Annotated in this window: 14 protein-coding genes and 1 pseudogene; 6 read left to right on the top strand and 9 right to left on the bottom strand. The window is 73.1% G+C overall.

Annotation, left to right across the window (positions count from 1 at the left end):
• Window positions 1-364: 364 nt before the first annotated feature.
• A complete protein-coding gene (locus EDD39_RS42270) occupies window positions 365-667 on the top strand; it encodes a hypothetical protein (RefSeq protein ID WP_279638450.1) in 303 nt (100 codons plus the stop codon).
• Here EDD39_RS42270 and EDD39_RS27645 read toward each other — a convergent pair.
• The 5 genes and pseudogenes from EDD39_RS27645 to EDD39_RS27625 form a co-directional block, all read right to left on the bottom strand.
• Window positions 577-1,062, bottom strand: coding sequence for a TnsA-like heteromeric transposase endonuclease subunit (locus tag EDD39_RS27645; protein WP_341869361.1), 486 nt, complete (start codon window positions 1,060-1,062; stop codon window positions 577-579). The genes EDD39_RS42270 and EDD39_RS27645 overlap by 91 nt on opposite strands.
• Window positions 1,063-1,156: 94 nt before the next feature.
• Window positions 1,157-1,666 (bottom strand): annotated as a pseudogene (locus EDD39_RS27640) (transposase family protein); the annotation flags it as partial.
• 118 nt (window positions 1,667-1,784) lie between these two features.
• Window positions 1,785-2,828, bottom strand: coding sequence for a hypothetical protein (locus EDD39_RS27635; RefSeq protein ID WP_148089541.1), 1,044 nt, complete (start codon window positions 2,826-2,828; stop codon window positions 1,785-1,787).
• 427 nt (window positions 2,829-3,255) lie between these two features.
• The gene (locus EDD39_RS27630; protein ID WP_123561295.1) at window positions 3,256-3,504 is read right to left on the bottom strand and encodes a ribosomal protein L7/L12; all 249 of its coding nucleotides are present in this window, start codon (window positions 3,502-3,504) and stop codon (window positions 3,256-3,258) included.
• A 187-nt stretch (window positions 3,505-3,691) separates the two neighbouring features.
• Window positions 3,692-4,138, bottom strand: coding sequence for a MarR family winged helix-turn-helix transcriptional regulator (locus EDD39_RS27625; protein ID WP_232795147.1), 447 nt, complete (start codon window positions 4,136-4,138; stop codon window positions 3,692-3,694).
• A gap of 301 nt (window positions 4,139-4,439) precedes the next feature.
• Between EDD39_RS27625 and EDD39_RS27620 the strand changes: the two genes are divergently transcribed.
• On the top strand, window positions 4,440-5,642 hold the full coding sequence (locus tag EDD39_RS27620) for an alpha/beta hydrolase family protein (RefSeq protein WP_244257318.1): 1,203 nt from the start codon (window positions 4,440-4,442) through the stop codon (window positions 5,640-5,642).
• 477 nt (window positions 5,643-6,119) lie between these two features.
• On the opposite strand, the gene EDD39_RS27610 is transcribed toward EDD39_RS27620, so the two are convergent.
• The 3 genes from EDD39_RS27610 to EDD39_RS27600 all read right to left on the bottom strand — a co-directional run bounded on the left by EDD39_RS27610 (window position 6,120) and on the right by EDD39_RS27600 (window position 10,095).
• On the bottom strand, window positions 6,120-8,450 hold the full coding sequence (locus EDD39_RS27610) for a caspase family protein (protein ID WP_162870229.1): 2,331 nt from the start codon (window positions 8,448-8,450) through the stop codon (window positions 6,120-6,122).
• 91 nt (window positions 8,451-8,541) lie between these two features.
• Window positions 8,542-8,982: an effector-associated constant component EACC1 gene (locus tag EDD39_RS27605; RefSeq protein WP_148089539.1), complete on the bottom strand. Its 441-nt coding sequence runs from the start codon at window positions 8,980-8,982 to the stop codon at window positions 8,542-8,544.
• A gap of 111 nt (window positions 8,983-9,093) precedes the next feature.
• A complete protein-coding gene (locus EDD39_RS27600) occupies window positions 9,094-10,095 on the bottom strand; it encodes a PDDEXK-like family protein (protein WP_123561287.1) in 1,002 nt (333 codons plus the stop codon).
• Between the two features lie 48 nt (window positions 10,096-10,143).
• Here EDD39_RS27600 and EDD39_RS27595 point away from each other — a divergent pair, with 48 nt between their 5' ends.
• The 4 genes from EDD39_RS27595 (at window position 10,144) to EDD39_RS27585 (ending at window position 13,447) form a co-directional block, all read left to right on the top strand.
• Window positions 10,144-10,671 (top strand): HAD domain-containing protein, encoded by a 528-nt coding sequence (locus EDD39_RS27595; protein WP_123561285.1) that lies wholly within the window; start codon window positions 10,144-10,146, stop codon window positions 10,669-10,671.
• Between the two features lie 257 nt (window positions 10,672-10,928).
• Complete coding sequence (locus EDD39_RS39875) at window positions 10,929-11,237, top strand: hypothetical protein (RefSeq protein ID WP_123820738.1); 309 nt, start codon at window positions 10,929-10,931, stop codon at window positions 11,235-11,237.
• Complete coding sequence (locus EDD39_RS27590) at window positions 11,234-12,871, top strand: alpha/beta hydrolase (RefSeq protein WP_162870228.1); 1,638 nt, start codon at window positions 11,234-11,236, stop codon at window positions 12,869-12,871. The genes EDD39_RS39875 and EDD39_RS27590 overlap by 4 nt, the downstream gene beginning before the upstream one ends.
• Window positions 12,872-12,988: 117 nt before the next feature.
• A complete protein-coding gene (locus EDD39_RS27585; protein ID WP_148089538.1) occupies window positions 12,989-13,447 on the top strand; it encodes a hypothetical protein in 459 nt (152 codons plus the stop codon).
• 16 nt (window positions 13,448-13,463) lie between these two features.
• On the opposite strand, the gene EDD39_RS27580 is transcribed toward EDD39_RS27585, so the two are convergent.
• Window positions 13,464-14,942, bottom strand: a complete 1,479-nt coding sequence (locus EDD39_RS27580) for a carboxyl transferase domain-containing protein (protein WP_123561279.1) — start codon at window positions 14,940-14,942, stop codon at window positions 13,464-13,466.
• Between the last annotated feature and the right edge of the window lie 182 nt (window positions 14,943-15,124).

Genomic DNA, 15,124 nt, shown 5'->3' with positions numbered 1-15,124 from the left:
GTTCCCTGTTCCATGACCTTCCACCACCACGGCGAACTCGAGGCCCTGCGCAAAGCCCGAACCGACCAGCAGGCCGACGAACGGCGCCAGCGCCACCACACCCGCGCCGGGGTCGAAGGACCATCACCCGAGCCGTCCACGGACGCGACATGCGCCGCACGACCGCCCGACACGGGCAGTGGACAACATCTCCGGCCACGCTGGTTGCAGGGCCTGCGTTGCGATGAGCACTGGGCCCTGTGGAAACGTCAGATTCTACGTCCGACGGTCACTGATTCTGTGGGTGTCGTGTGGGCAATCGTCGCGCTCCGAGCGATGAACGTGCACGATCGCCTACGGCACCTGGTATGGCAACATCATCGCCATGTCATTCCTGACTTGGGACTGCGAAGGTGATCTGTTCTGTGCCCTCACTACCGTGACGGGCTCAGCGGAAGACCTGATGACACACTTCGAGCTCAGCGAGGCCCGCATGGTTCCAGGCGGAGGCCCCTCGATGCCTGCCTCCCCGGCTCCAGGGCCGACGGCTGTGACGGTGGTTGTCTACGCAGCCGAGGAGGAGAAGCCGCCGGAGGTCTACTTCGACGCGACGCAAACGCTGCCGTTCGCCGCCCTCCAGCACTTCGTGGCGCTTGTTGCCTCACGCTTGGACAGCACAGGATCGTAGAGCGGCCGTCCTGGCAGCACGGTGAGATCCTGGGCCGACATCACGAGTTCAACTTCAGTAGCCTCGGGAACCACTTCTGGGCGAGGGTAGGCCGCCAGGAACCGTACGTTCTCCAGCACCACACGATCCGCTCCTGACCAGATCTCGTACTCCCAACCGTGTTGCCGGACCAAGTCGCCGGGCCATGCCGGCGCATCGGCGATCACGGGATCCGCGAGCCGGTCGGCCGGCTTGACGTTCACCACCCGCACCACTCCGGATCTCATGACCAGGAGAAAGTCCGGGACATGACGTCGTGCCCGGTCGCCGACCCGGGCCGTCACGAGGCACGGCTGGCCGTGGATCGCGCTCGTGGCCGGAACCATGTCGGCCAGGAGCAGCCGGGCCGGCTCCAGTCAACACGGCATCGACCAGGTGAAATCCGTCGACTGCAGCTGCCTGAAGGGAATCTCCCGCACGGACGACTCGTCGTACCTGATCCGTACCGTGGGCCCGGTTCACCGATCGCTGCCTGACGCTGGGCTCCTTGCGGGGCAGGCGTCTGGTCGGCACGGCGAACGTTCCGCCAGCACCGGTGCAGGCCATGTCGGCCGGGGCCGGGATGTGCAGCCTGGCGCAGGTTTTGACGATGCGGTGGGTGCGGGCTGCGGTCAGGTCGTGGGTGCGGCCGGGCGGAGCGCGGGAAATCCACAAGAGCCGACCAGTCGGGCTGGTGATGACCCGGTGGTTCACACCGTGGCGGCGGTGCTTGCCCGAGTAGTCGGCCCGGCCATCACCGACGCGGTCGCATTCCGCGAGGGTGCCGTCGACCAGGACGTACTCGGGGCCGGCGGCGATCCGGGCGAGGGTGTCGTGCTTGCGCAGGTACACCAGCGCGACCAGCGCGCGTTGGGAGGGCCGGAGTTTGCAGCGGCGGTCGCCTTCGCGGGTGACGATGAGCATGGTGACCCACTCGACGAGCGCGTGCGGCAGGTCCAGTGCACTTGGATGGGTGACCAGCGGGACTCCCGGGCAGCAGAGTTGAGATGTCGGATACCTCACTCAACCGCCCAAGAGCCCTGCCGGTTCTTCCACCTCCGCAACCATCCGATCGGCGGTTGCCTTGATGGGCTCGGCATCAGTCGTCGCTGTACTCCCACTGCTCGACGCAGAACAGGGCCCCGGTGATCGTGCCGTCCCCGACCCGTTCGGCCCGCACCCACACGTTGAGCTCGACCGAGCCCACGTTCCCGTACGGGCTGTAGTAAAGCTTCAACGGATGGTCCTCGGCATGCCGAAAGAGCTCCGCCTCGACGACGGAGGGCCGGCGGCCGACCAGTTCGACGCCGTGGAGGGAGACCTGCGGGCCGGTGCGGCCGTGGACGCTCACCGCGCTCAGTTCGGGGCCGTCCGCACCCTCCCAGTAGTGCGCGCTCACCCCGGCGTGGTCGTAGTGCTCGCGGTCCAGCTCCCACCTGTCCAGGTCGCGGCCCCCGCCCGGCCGGAACGGGTGGTGGCCCTCGCGGTCGACAGGCTCCCGGCCGCCCAGCGCGGCAGCCACCTGCCGCGGCTTCATCCCGAACCGCAGCGGCCCGACCCCCCGCAGCGGCGCGCACTCCCAACGCAGCCGGTCCTGATCGGCCATCACGGGCGGCGGGCCCGGGGGCGTCCGCCGGGCGTACGAATTGCGGGTCAAGCCGGTGACCGGCTCCGTGTTCCAGGGATCCTCGGCCAGTTCGGAGCCGGTGACCAGGAGGCCGGTGATCATCCTGTCGCGACGCTCCCGGTGGCCCGCGGACGAACGCCCCCACTCCTGCGCCGCGCACAGGGACAGCCCCCAGGCCAGAACCTCCGGCTCCCCGTGGTGGTTCACCCGCACCTCGGCCCCGTCGAGGAGGGCGAGGCGGTGAATGTCGGCGCGGGCCTCGGAGGGCACCCGGGCGACCAGTTCGACGTCCCCCAGTCGCACCAGCGGCCCGCCCGTGGCGTCGATCAGCACCGCGACCAACCGCGGCCCCGGCGCGTAGAACGCGGTCAGCCCCGGCTCGTCGTAGTACTCCCGGGAGTCTCCCGTCTGCCACGTCATCTCGGGCCGGACGCCCGCTCCCTCCAGCGCCTCCCGGACCTGCGCCGGGTCCATCCCGAAGCGCAGCGGCCCCACCCCCGCCAGCGGATCGAGCACCCAGTGCTCCCGTTCTCCCGGCCCCCTGTGCCACCAACCCACACCAACCTCTTCCGACCGGTTCCAGCCACGCCGGGGTGACCCGATGACGATCTTGCTGGTCACCCTGGAGGCGGCCCCCGACAGCACCACAGAGCGCAGGGTCACCACCACGCCCTCGCCCATCGGCTCTACAGCTCCTACTCCATCAACCCGGGCCGCAGCTCCAAAAACCCCACAGATGGCATCAGGCCGACCGGCGCCCGGTCGGTGGCCACTTCGAAAAGGCTCATTGTCCGCAGAACCCTGGAATTGCCCGCTTGTTGTCCATGCTGCGCGGGCACTGTCCATTTCTCCGTGGAACCTGCCCTGGTGACGTAATGACGTAATGGCGAACCCTGAAAACGGTTCTGGCCGTGATTCCGTGGAAGGCGCCCCGTGGGTGCTTCTACTCCCGCACCTCGGCGTGGGCTCCCGCTTCGAGGAGTTCGCGCACCGTGGCCTCAGCCACCTCTTGTGCTGCATCCTCGAGGATGGTGGCCGGCAGGTCGCTGATGAGGGACTTGCTGTGCCACAGGCTCAACCCGGTCCTCCGACGGACCACCTTCACGACCTCGAAGGGGCGCGGCCCGGGGTCGGTCAGAACCACCGAAATGGGCCCCTGGTCGCAGATCAGTAAGGCGTACTCGACTGCCATCCTGAACTCCTTCGAGGTGTGCGCAGGCGGTCAGCATAGAACGCACATCTGGTGGCCCGCAGACCTTTTGTTGCCGGCCGAGAACCGGAACCCGCCGGTGGATCCGCCAACAGCGCCATCCCGGGGGTTGCCCGTGGTCGACACCGAAGGGGAAGGGCGCGGGGCGGGTGCGGGTGCGGGTGGTGGGTCAGCCGAGGTCGTCGGCGGCGCGGCGCAGCGCGCGGGTGGCGCGGGACAGGAAGGTGCGGAACTGCTCCTGCTCGGCCTCGGTGAACTCGTCGGCCAGGCACTGCTCGACCTCGGTCGCCCGGTCGTCGGCCAACTCCAGGGCGGCCCGGCCGCGATCGGTCAGCCGGGTCTCCAGCACGTTGCGGTGCCAGCGGTGCGGTGCCCGTTCCACCAGCCCGCGCTGGGTCAGGTGCTTGAGCAGGATGGCCATCGCCTGCGGGGTGACCTGGCAGGCCCGGGCGAGTGCGGCCCCGCTGATGCCCGGGCTGTCGGCGAGCACGAACAGCGCCGCGTACTGAGGCACGGTCAGCCCCGCCGGTTCGACCGCGAGGCGTTTCGAGGCCAGCAACTCCTGGCCGGCGCGGTGCAGATCGATGCCGAGGCGGTCACTGACGGGCATTCCCATGCGGCGATGTTACAGGGCGGCCCGCATCAATCATTGTCGTTGACAGTCATCAATGCATTGATGATTATGGCTGGTGTTGATGTTGCTGTTGACGCCGGGGGCGGCCGGGCTGCCGCGACCCGCTGCGCGCGCCGCGCCACGGAGGGTGCACCGCCCGCCTACGCACCTTCCAGGCCATCGATTTGTCGATCTATCAGCCTGACTGCCCGTCTGCCCGTCTGCCCGTCTGCCCGCCTGCCTGTCTGCTCGTCCACCCGACCGACCGTTCAGGACTCGCCACGCCTCGGAGGACCGCGCACCCATGACCGAACTCTCCTTCCTCACCGCCCCCGGCATGTCGGCCGGGTTCATCGCCGAGACCCGCCCGCGCGCCCACGGCGCGGGCATCGACCCGTACGAGTACGACCGGGTCACCGCGCCGATCGGCTCCCTGTTGCAGTGGCCGGACGCCTGCCGGGCGGCCGCCCTCGACCACCGCGCCCGGGCCGAGCGGGCCGCCGAACGCGGCCGGGTCCGCACCGCCGGGCAGCACCACCGGCTGGCGGCCCGCTGGTTCCACCTCGCCGCGCTGCTCCCGGACCCGGACCGCGAACGGGCCGCCGCCGTCGCCGCGGAGGCGGACCGTTCGATGGGTGCCGCCCTCGCCCTGCTCGAACCCCGGGCCCGGCGGATCGCCGGCGAGGGCTACGCGGGGTGGCTGCGGCTGCCGCAACCGGCGGACGCGGCAGGCGAACGGTTCCCGCTGGTGGTGCTGGTGCCGGGGATGGACTCCTCGAAGGAGGAGTTCCACGGCCCGGCCGACGCGCTGCTCGCCCGCGGGGTGGCCGTGCTGGCCGTCGACGGCCCCGGCCAGGGCGTACTGGCCGACGGCCCGGCGCTCGGCCCGGACCACCGGCACGCGATCGGCCGGGCCCTGGACCACGCCCTGGCCGTCGCCGCCGAGTTGCCCGCCATGCCGTCCGTCGACCCGGGCGTATGCGCCGGGGCTGTCGGGGCGGTCGTCCCGGCCGGGGGCGTGATCGATCCGGGGCGGATCGCGGTGCTCGGGCTCAGTCTCGGGGGTTACCTGGCCGCCGCCGTGGCCGCCCACGACCCGCGGGTCCGGGCGGCGGCGCTGGTCAGCGGGCCGTACCGGTTGGACTGGGACGGGGTGGTCCCGTTCGTCACGGCCACCCTCGCCCGGCGCTGCGGCGACGCGTCCGCCGCCCGGGCCTTCGTCGAGCAGCTCGACCTGGCCGCCCTGGCGCCCCGGCTGCGCGGGCTGCCCGTGCTGCTGGTCGAGGGCGGTGCGGACCGCATCCCGGGCGTCACCAACGCCGACGCCCTCACCGCCGACCTGCCGGACGTCGAACTGCTCCACGTCCCGTACGGCAACCACCTGCTCGGCAACGCCCTGCCGGACTGGCTCCCCGACCTGGCCGACTGGCTGGCTGAGACCCTGACGACAAAGACCCTGGCAGCGGAGACCCCGGCGACGGAGACTCTGGTGGCGGCGGCCGGGTGAGGCGTCCGGTCACCGGGGGCCGGTCGAAGACGAGTGGATGGAGACGCGGCAGGCGATCTTGCAGAAGATGACGCAGGCGGAGTGCGCGGCGCAGTTCCTCCCGGACGGGCGCGACACCGGGACGGTGCGGTCGCTGACCTGCGCCGTCCCGCCGGGCACGCCCCAGTCGTCCGTCCCGTCGAGCGGGTGGCACCCGGAGACCGGGTCTGGCTTCTCCCTGGACGGCCGGGCAACGGCGTTGCGGGCGGCGGCAGTTCGGGCGGCGAAGGCGAAGGCGGAGGCCGGGGCGGTGGCGGCGGTCAGGCGCGGGTCGGCTGGTCGGACGTCCTGGACTTCAAGGACCCGACCGCTCCGCCGAAGACCGTGAAGTGCGCCGCCCCCGCCCCGGCTTCCACGTGAGCGAGGGCGGCTACCGGCTCCGCGCGCGGGGCTGAGGGGTCTGGGGAGTCCGGGAGGTGCTGGAGCCGGCGAAGGGGCTCAGGCGAGGACGGCCAGGCTCATCAGGCCGATGGCGCCCCAGGGGATGGCGAGCAGGGCCCACCAGGAGGTGCTGGCGATCAGTGTCAGACCGGGGAACGCCTCCCAGAACGAGCACCAGGCCAGGACGTACGCCGTCCGCAGCACGGGGGCCCGGAGCAGGACCGCGACGGGGACGACCAGGCCCGCGACGATCAGCAGGACGGCGAGGAGGCGGTCCAGGGCGAAGTCCGGTCGGACCCGGTCGGAGTGGCCGGCGTGTTCGAGCCGGACGACCTGTCCCTTCCAGCTCTTGACGTCGATGCTGTCGCCGCTGCGGAGCGAGTCGTAGAGCGTCAGGTCGACGTCGTAACTGCTGTGGGCCGTCCCGTGGGTGACCTTCAGGGTCCAGGTGTCGCTGTCGCCGTTGGAGTGGTGGTTCTTGTCGGTGACCTGGCCGGTCTCGGTGGTGATGCAGTCCGCCGCCGGGGCGGCCGCGGCGGCGCACGGCGGGGCGAACACGTCGGCGGTCGCGTCGGCCCGCAGCAGGACGCCCCAGGTGATGCCGCCCAGTACGGCGGCGAGGCCGCACAGCAGGACCGCCCGCTCGGTGAACCGGCCCCGGCCGGACGACCCGCGCGACAGGTAATCGACGCTGAGGGAGGTGTAGGCCCTGCCGAACCGTCGCCGCCACCGCGCCGAGGACGGTGGCGCGGACGGTGCGGCGGATGCTGCGGCGGCCCTGGCGGGGCGGGCTGTCGGCGGGACGGCCGGGCCGGGCGCCGGCCGGGGGCGTGACGGCGGGGCGCTCTCCGTCGTCGCGGACGCACCGGTGCCGGTGGCGGTCGTGGCGGTGGCTCCCGCCGTCATCGGGGTCTCGGCGGCGCGCGGTGGCGGCAGGACCGCCGGTGCGGCCGTCATCGCGTTCAACTGCCTTCGCAGCACCCGCAGTTCGCGGGAGATCTGGTCCGCCTCGTGCCGGACGTCGGTCAGTTCCGACTCCAGCGCCCGGGTGTAGTGGGTGGCCTGGACGAGTTGCCGGCGCTGGTGGTCGACCTGGTCGCGCAGGCGGTCGAGTTCCTCCTCGGCCCGCTGCTGCTCCCGGGCGGCGGCCGCCGCGTCCTCCGCCCGGGCCCGGTCGGCGGCTTCCAGTGCGGCGGAGGCCTTCGCCGAGGCCCCGGCAGCCGCGGCGGCGTCGGCGCGCTCGCGCTCCAGGGCGCTGCGCAGCTCGCGGATCTCGCGGGCCTGGGCGTGGTTGCGGGCGAGCAGGGCGGGCACCTCGGCCGGGTCGTTCGCGGCGGCGGCCTCGGCGAGGGTGCGCAGTTCGGCGAGGTGTTCCCGGGCGGGGCGGTCGGGTGCGCAGCCGTGCCGGTCGAGGACGGCGAGGTAGTCGCGCAGCATGTCGGCCGGGACGATCCAGTGGCCGTCGAGGTAGGCGCGGGCCGAGTCGGCGGACAGCGCGAGCGCGGTGGCGAGGGCGTCGGCGTCGAGGCCGTGGCGGTCGGCCCGGGTGAGGGCGTCGGCCATCGCCGTCCGGTACTCGCGCAGGGCCCGGGTGGCGCTCTCCCAGGCGGCGTTGCGGGTGAACGGGAAGAGGTAGGCCGACTTGGTGTTCGACTGGGTCGGCAGCGGCAGATTGTGGCCGACGAGCCGGCTGCGCAGGTGCGGGAAGAGCGCGCCGAGGCTGAGCAGCGGAGGCCCGCCGAGGACGCCCTCCTCGACGAGTCCGGTCAGGTGCCGGGTGAAGGACGTCGCCGTGCGGTGCTGCTGCTCCAGCGGGACGACGTCCGCGGGGCCCTCGGCGGCGGCCAGGATGTACGTGCCCTCGATGTCGAGGTGCGCGCCGCCGAGCGCCCCGATGCCCGCCCCGCCGGGGCCGGAGAGCGCCCGGGTGGCGCGGCCCGCGTGGCAGCAGTCGAGGATGACGATCCGGACCCGGGCGGGGCAGCCGAGCAGGTTGTCGCGGACCTTCTCGTACGTCAGGCTGCTGACGTCGGGGTCGGTCGGGTTGGTGTCGGTGAACGTCAGGCAGAGCTGGGCGTTCGGCTGGAGCAGGCCGTGGCCGGCGTAGTACAGCAGCAGGACGCCGTCGGTGCTCTCGATCGAGCGGCGCAGCTGCGGGGCCAGCACCTTGATGTTCTGCGGGTCCCGGAAGACCGTCACCTCGTCCTCGGACCAGCCGCAGAGCTCCGGGTCGAGGAGGATGCGCCGCATCCGATCGAGGCTGTTGGCCACGGCGGGCAGCTGGGTGAAGGCGGGGTCCTGGTAGCTGGACGTGCCGATCAGGATGGCCCGGGAGGTCAGCCCGGCCGGCAGCCCGGGGCCGCCGGGCAGCCCCGGCAGCCCCGGCAACCCGCGGAGTCCCCGGGGCCCGGCCGGTCCGCCGGGTCCGTCCGGTCCGCTCGGCCTGTTCGGTTCGTCCGGTCCGTCCGGTCCGCCTGGTTCAGGCATCCCCTTCGCCACCCCGTCCCCCGCCGGGCCCCGCACCGTCGCCCCGTTCCGTCCCGCCGTCGAGGGCCCGGCGCAGGACCTCCTCGACCTGTCCGGGGGCGAGGTTGCTCACCTCGACCGTGGTCGCGCCGCCGCCGTCGCGGGTCACGGTGACCTTCAGGTCCGAGCGGCGGGTGCGCAGCCACACCGTCAGCGACCGGGCCAGGACCCCCGCGACACCCGTCGCGCCGAGGGCCACCTGCAGGACCTCCACGGCCCCGCCGAGCTCGCCCTCGCCGGGCGGCGGCGTCACCGCCTTCACCAGGCCCCGGAGCTGCTCCTCGCCGCGCAGCCACTCCCACAGGGCGGCCGTCTCGCCGATCGGGTCGGCACCGGACAGCCGTATCTGCGCACCAGTCAACTCGCCCTGCTTTCCCGTCCGTTGTGCTGTCACGCGCATCATGGCAGGAACCCCGGGCGGTCCGCAGCACCTTCGCCTGCCGGCTCTCCCGCCCGCCGGAACCGGTGGTGCGGAGTGGTGCGGGGACGTCCGCCCGGCTCCGGTCTACCGGGCCGGGTAGGTGGCGAGGTAGCGCAGGGCGGCGGCGAACGCGGTCACCATGCCGTCGAGGTCGACGGCGGCCTTCAGCAGGACGGAGCTGCCGTGCCCGCCGCCCTCGTACCCGTAGTACCGCGGGTGGCCCTTCGCCCCCGGCTTCTTCTTGAACCCGTCGCCCTCCGGCTCCGTCACCAGCTCCCGCACGCCGGGGCCGGCGTACCGGACGAAGCTGCTGCGGGCGAGCCAGTCCCGGTGCCGGTCCGCGAGGGCCCCGTTGGCGGCGGAGGTGGCCTGCCGGGTCTGGACCATGAGGCGGATCTCGAACGGCGTGCCCGTGCCGTTCCTCGGGTTCAGGCGCTGGATCTCGGCGACGGCGTACCCGTCCTCCGTCGGCCGCCAGGCGCAGACGTTCGGGTTCCCGGACCGGGAGCGCTGCCTGGCCGCGAAGACCGTGCCGGGCGGGGCGGACGCCTGCGTGACGCCTGCCAGCCGCCGCAGGCGCAGGGCGTCGCTGAGCGCGTCGGAGGCGCGGTCCGCCGGGCCGGTCAGCTCGGCCTCGACCCGGGTGAACTGCCGGAGCGCCCGGACGGACAGCAGCCGGGCGAGGTCGTCCGTGGAGCGGTTCCAGCCGGCGAGCAGGCCGGGGACGGTGAGCCGGCGGGACCAGTGGGCCGGCTGGTTCGGGACGGGATCGGTGTTCGGGCCCACCAGGTGGCGGTCCGCTGCCGGGACGCCCTTCGACTCCGCCCAGGCGTCGTAGGCCGCGAACTGTCCGCCGTGCACGCCGGCGCCGATCTTCACCTCCAGCACCGCGCGCTCGGCGCCGTCGAGCAGGACCACGAGGTCGGCCCGGCCCCCCGCCACCGGGGCCTCCCGCCGGACCGCCACCGCCCCCGGCGCCAGGCGCAGCGCCGCCCGGAGCGGTTCGGGGTCCAGCTCGGCGAGGAAGCAGAGCAGGTCCGACCAGTCCTCTTCGGTGCGCAGCAGGCGCGTCAGTCCGTAGGCCACGGTCGGACGCTACCCGCCGTCGCCCGCCGCCCGGGGCGGGACGGCAGAATGCGGGGAATGGGACTGCCGTTGCTGTACCTCGATGTCGACGGGCCGTTGATCCCGTTCGGCGGGCCGGCCGGGTGGCACGTGGAGCACCTGACGGGGCGTCGGGTGCGGCAGGTGGTGGAGCGGGCGGCGGAGGGGCATCCGTTGCTGGGGCGGCTGGATCCCCGGGTGGGGGCGCGGCTGGCGGGGTTGCGCTGCCGTCCGGTGTGGGCCACCACGTGGGAGCACGAGGCCAACGTGTGCGTCGCGCCGCTGCTCGGACTGCCGCCGTGGCCCGTGCTGGAGGAACCGGACGGGGCGGCCCCGGCGGACCTTCCGCCCGGGGTGCACTGGAAGGCGCCGCTGGTGGTGGGGCACGCGGGCGGGGCGGCGTTCGCCTGGGTGGACGACGAGATCGGGACGGCCGACCGGGAGTGGGTGGCCGCCCGGCACCCGGGGCCCGCGCTGCTGCTCCGGGTCGACCCCCGGACGGGCCTGACGGACGAGGACCTCACCGTCCTGGAGGAGTGGCTGCGCGTCCCGGTCTGACGGGGCGGCGGTGGACCGGTCCGGGGCCGTCGTCCGGACGGGCGAACCGGTCAACCCGCCCTGCCCCCAAGGGTGAACGGAACCGGCCCGCCTCCGCACCGGCCCCGCTGCGCGTCGCCCGGGCCGTCGCCCGGCCGTCGCCCGGGTCGTCGTCCGGCCGTCGCCCGGGCCGCGCGCGGACTCCGCGTACGAGTACGGACGCCCCTGCCCCTCCGTGACCTTACGATCACCACCGGTATCGCCGACCAGGGGGATCAGTGAGCGAACGGATCAGCGTGGACCCGGCCGAGCTGCGGGCCTCGGCGGCGGCCGCCCGGAGCATCGGCGAGGAGTTGCAGCAGCCGGCCACCACGGCGGTCGCCGCCAGCCGCTCGACCGGCAGCGAACTGGCCGGATGGTCGATCGGAGGGCAACTGCAGCGCCTCGCGGAAGGCTGGGACCCGACCCTCGACAGACTGGCGGAGCGTCTGACCACCACCGCCTCGGCCCTGGAAGCCACCGCCCAGGGCCACGAGTGGAACGACGACCGGATCGCCGGCACCTGGCGCGGGAACGGAGAACGGTGAGCGGCGACTTCGCGCTGCTGCGGCGCTTCGACCCCGCCGGGCTCCGTGCCGCGGCCGAAGGCTGGCGCCGACTGTCCGCCGCGGCGGAGGACGCCAACGGCCTGCACCGGCACCGGGTCAACGGGCCGCTGCGAGGGCACTGGCAGGGCAGGGACGCGGACAGCGCGTTCTTCACGATGGAGTCCACCGAGCAGAAGCTCGAGATCGTCCGGGTGGAGGCCGAGTCGGCCGCACTCGTGCTGAACACCGTCGCCGACCGGATGGACCAGGCCCGGACGAACCTGTCGAACGCGCTCCAACGGGCCGACGAGTGGAACCTGCCGGTGGCGGACGACGGAACGGTCGGCCTGCCGCCGCAGGCGGCACCCGACCGCCACGACCCGGACGCCCGGGAGGAGCGGCAGGGCCAGGTCGTGCTGCGCGACCAGGTCCAGGACCGCATCCACGCCGCGCTCGCCGCCGCCCGCGAGGCCAGCGACCAGGGCGCCCGCGCACTCGGACGGCTCGGCGCCGACATCCTCGCCCGGCCCCGGGTGTTCGGAGCGGCGGCCGAATCGGCGCAGGACGTCCAGGACGTCGCCAAGGACCTCGGCCTCGCCGCGCCGTACATCCCGGAGAACAAGGACCCCCGGCAGAGCGCCGAGTGGTGGAAGTCGCTGACACCCGAACAGCAGCAGAACTACACCGCCCTGCACCCCGAGGAGATCGGCCGCCTCGACGGCCTCCCCTCGACCGTCCGCGACCGGGCCAACCGCCTCGTCCTGGAGCAGCAGCTCGACGCCCTGAAGGCCGGCGACGCGCGGGGCTCGGGGATGACGGCCGACGAGTACCACCAGCGCGAGACCAGCCTCCGCGTGCTGAAGGAGAAACTCGACCAGCGCGACGGGGCGGACCAGCAGCACCGGCTGCTCCTGCTGGGCCTGGACCCGAGGGGCGACGGGAAGGCCATCGTGTCCACCGGCAACCCGGACACCGCCGACCACACCGCGGTCCTGGTGCCCGGCACCGGTACCACCGTGAAGGAGATGCCCGGCCAGATCGACCGCATCAACAAACTGCAGGACTCGGCGAAGGACGCGGGACGCTCAGGCGAGACGGTCGCAGTGGTGTCCTGGCTCGGCTACGACGCGCCAGAGGTGAGCGCCAGCGTCATGACGCCCGGCCGTGCCGAGGGCGGCGCCGAGGACATGCGCCGTTTCACCGGTGGCCTGCGCGTCTCCGAAGGGGACCACCGCAGCCACCTGACCGTCATCGGCCACAGCTACGGCACCACCGCTGTCGGAGCCGCCGCAGCAGGCGGTCAAGGACTGCAGGCGGACGACATCGTCGCCATCGCCAGCCCCGGCATGTCCACCGACAACGCCGCGAACCTCCACGTCGACCCCGACCACTTCTGGGCCGGGACCGCGGCCGACGACAACATCAGCTTGGCTACCGGCCTGACCCTCGGCCCCGACCCGACACTCGGCGCCTTCGGAGGGCGGACCATCAGGATCGACACCTCCGGCCACAGCGGCTACTGGGACCCCGACAGCGAGAGCCTGGCCAACCAGGGAAGGATCATCGCCGGAATGACACCGAGCACCGTCGACAACCACAGGGGCGAACCCGGTGCAATCGTGTCCGGCCTCTGACACCTGAACGCTGTCCCTGAAAGAGGCGCTTCGATGCACCAACCGAGCAGACCTGCCAGGCGCCGCGTTCTCGCAGGCGCTGCAACCCTGTCCCTGTCACTCCTCCTGGGAGCCTGTATGAACAGTCCTGACCCGAACGAGCCGCTCCCTGTCATGGCCAAGGCCGACACCCAGGTATGGGCGCAGAAGATGACCGAGTACATGGCCCAAGCCGCCGGCGTCACTCTGAACAAGGACAGCGTCAATCCCTTCTTCAGCAACTGCGAGGGCAAGAACGGTGAGGTCGTCGAGGACGGCCGCTACACCCTGGCCTACCACGTGGCGAGCACTGTCCCCCTGGCCGAGCACCCCGGTGCGGTACGCAAGCTCAAACCCGTCCTGGAGCAGGACGGCTTCACCGTCACCAGCTACCGCGAGACCGTGAACGGCCGGCCTGAGGCACTTCTGTACGCCAAGCACAACGAAGGCCGCTACTTCATCAACGTCAGCACCGGCGGCGGCCCCGACCGGCTCACCTTCACCATCAACACCCGCTGCCTCATGCCGTCCTCCGCCTCCTCCACGGCGCAGCACTAGGCGGCGGTGGGGGCGTTCATCGCGGGGGGAGGGGCGAAGTGGGGCCGCCGAGGCGGCGGTTGCGGGTGGCGCGGGCGGCGAGGCGTTCGGGGGTGGGGAGTCGGGTGAGTTCGGCGAGGGTGGCGGTGATCGCGGTGGCGAGGCGGTCGCGGAGGTCGGCGGGGTCGTCGGTCTCGGGGACCACCTGGTCGACCAGGCCGGTGGCGGTCAGGGCGGTGGCGGTGATGCCCTGGGCGCGGGCGAGTTGGGGGGCGTGGTCGCCGTCGCGGTGGACGATCGCGGAGGCGCCCTCGGGCGGCAGCGGGGCCAGCCAGGAGTGTTCGGCGGCGAGCACCCGGTCGGCGGGCAGCAGGGCGAGTGCGCCGCCGCCGCTGCCTTGGCCGAGCAGGACGGCGAGCACGGGGGTGCGCAGCCCGACCAGGGTGGTCAGGCAGTGGGCGATCTCCAGTGCCACGCCGTCGAGTTCGGCCTCGACGGAGAGTTCCGCGCCGGTGGTGTCGACCACGGTGAGCAGCGGCAGCCCGAGTTCCTCGGCGATCTCCGCCTGCCGTCGGACGGCCCGCAGGTCGGCGGCGGTGACCGGCAGCGCGGGCCGGTCGGGCCCCTGGCGCTGCTGGGCGACGACCATGACGGGTTGTCCGCCGATCAGCGCCAGGCCCCGGACGAGGGCGCTGTCACCGTCCAGTGGGAGGAACAACTCGGCGGTGTGGTGCAGGAGTTCGAGCGCGGAGAGGCGGTCGGGGCGGCGGCTGAGCAGCACCGACTCCCAGGCGTCCGGGGGAGTGGGGACGGGTGAGGGGGGCGGGGTGGCGGCGGAAACCGCAGGTGCGGGGCGGGCGGTGAGGACGGTGAGGGCGCGGGAGAGGAAGGTGCGCAGCCGCTCGGGCGGGACGATGGCGTCCAGCCGGCCGTTCGCGGCGAGCGTCTCGGCGCGTTGGACGGCGGGCGGCAGTGGTTCGCCGCGCAGTTCCTCGTACACCCGGGGGCCGAGGAAGCCGAGCCGGGCGCCCGGTTCGGCGAGCACCAGGTGGCCGAGGGTGCCCCAGGAGGCGAACACCCCGCCCATGGTGGGGTTGCGCAGGTAGGTCAGGTAGGGGAGTCCGGCGGTGCGGTGGGCGTGCACGGCGGCGGTGACCCGCACCATGCACAGGAACGCGGCCGAGCCCTCCTGCATCCGGGTGCCGCCGGAGACGGGCAGGGCGAGCAGTGGCAGGCGTTCGGCGGTGGCGCGCTCCACGGCGCGGGTGATCCGTTCGGCGGTGGCCACGCCGATCGAGCCGCCGAGGAAGGCGAACTCGCAGGCCACCAGGGCGATCGGCCGCCCGTCCAGCAGGGCCCGGCCGGTGGTCACGGCCTCGTCCAGGCCGGTGCGCTCCCGGGCCCGGGCCAGCGCGTCCCGGTAGCCGGGGTCGGCGTACTCGGCGGTGATCGGCTCGTCCCAGCTGTGCAGACTGCCGGGGTCGACCAGTCGGTCGAGGAGCTGACGTGCCGTCACCGGGGGCCTCCGTCACGGGGAAACGGGAACAAGAACGGGAACAAGAAGGGGAACAGGAGCGGGAGCAAGGGGAAGGGCGGCCCGGGCCGGGGACGGGGTGGCCGGGCGTCACCGAGGCTAGCGGGGCGGCGGGGCCGGCTGCTGGTGCGCCGCACGAGGGTGAGCAGGATCACCGGTCCGCG

Origin of the sequence: Kitasatospora cineracea (genome assembly GCF_003751605.1) — a bacterium.
Classification (GTDB): Bacteria; Actinomycetota; Actinomycetes; order Streptomycetales; family Streptomycetaceae; genus Kitasatospora; species Kitasatospora cineracea.
The sequence above is the reverse complement of the archived record's forward strand: the minus strand, read 5'-3'. Positions and strand labels throughout refer to the sequence as shown.

What these genes read in the sequence shown, in the direction of transcription:
- EDD39_RS27620 (WP_244257318.1), top strand. Translation starts at nt 4,440, where the DNA reads ATGACCGAACTCTCCTTCCTCACCGCCCCCGGCATGTCGGCCGGGTTC.
- EDD39_RS27630 (WP_123561295.1), bottom strand. Translation starts at nt 3,504, where the DNA reads ATGGCAGTCGAGTACGCCTTACTGATCTGCGACCAGGGGCCCATTTCG.
- EDD39_RS27595 (WP_123561285.1), top strand. Translation starts at nt 10,144, where the DNA reads ATGCGGGGAATGGGACTGCCGTTGCTGTACCTCGATGTCGACGGGCCG.
- EDD39_RS27625 (WP_232795147.1), bottom strand. Translation starts at nt 4,138, where the DNA reads ATGGGAATGCCCGTCAGTGACCGCCTCGGCATCGATCTGCACCGCGCC.
- EDD39_RS27585 (WP_148089538.1), top strand. Translation starts at nt 12,989, where the DNA reads ATGAACAGTCCTGACCCGAACGAGCCGCTCCCTGTCATGGCCAAGGCC.
- EDD39_RS42270 (WP_279638450.1), top strand. Translation starts at nt 365, where the DNA reads ATGTCATTCCTGACTTGGGACTGCGAAGGTGATCTGTTCTGTGCCCTC.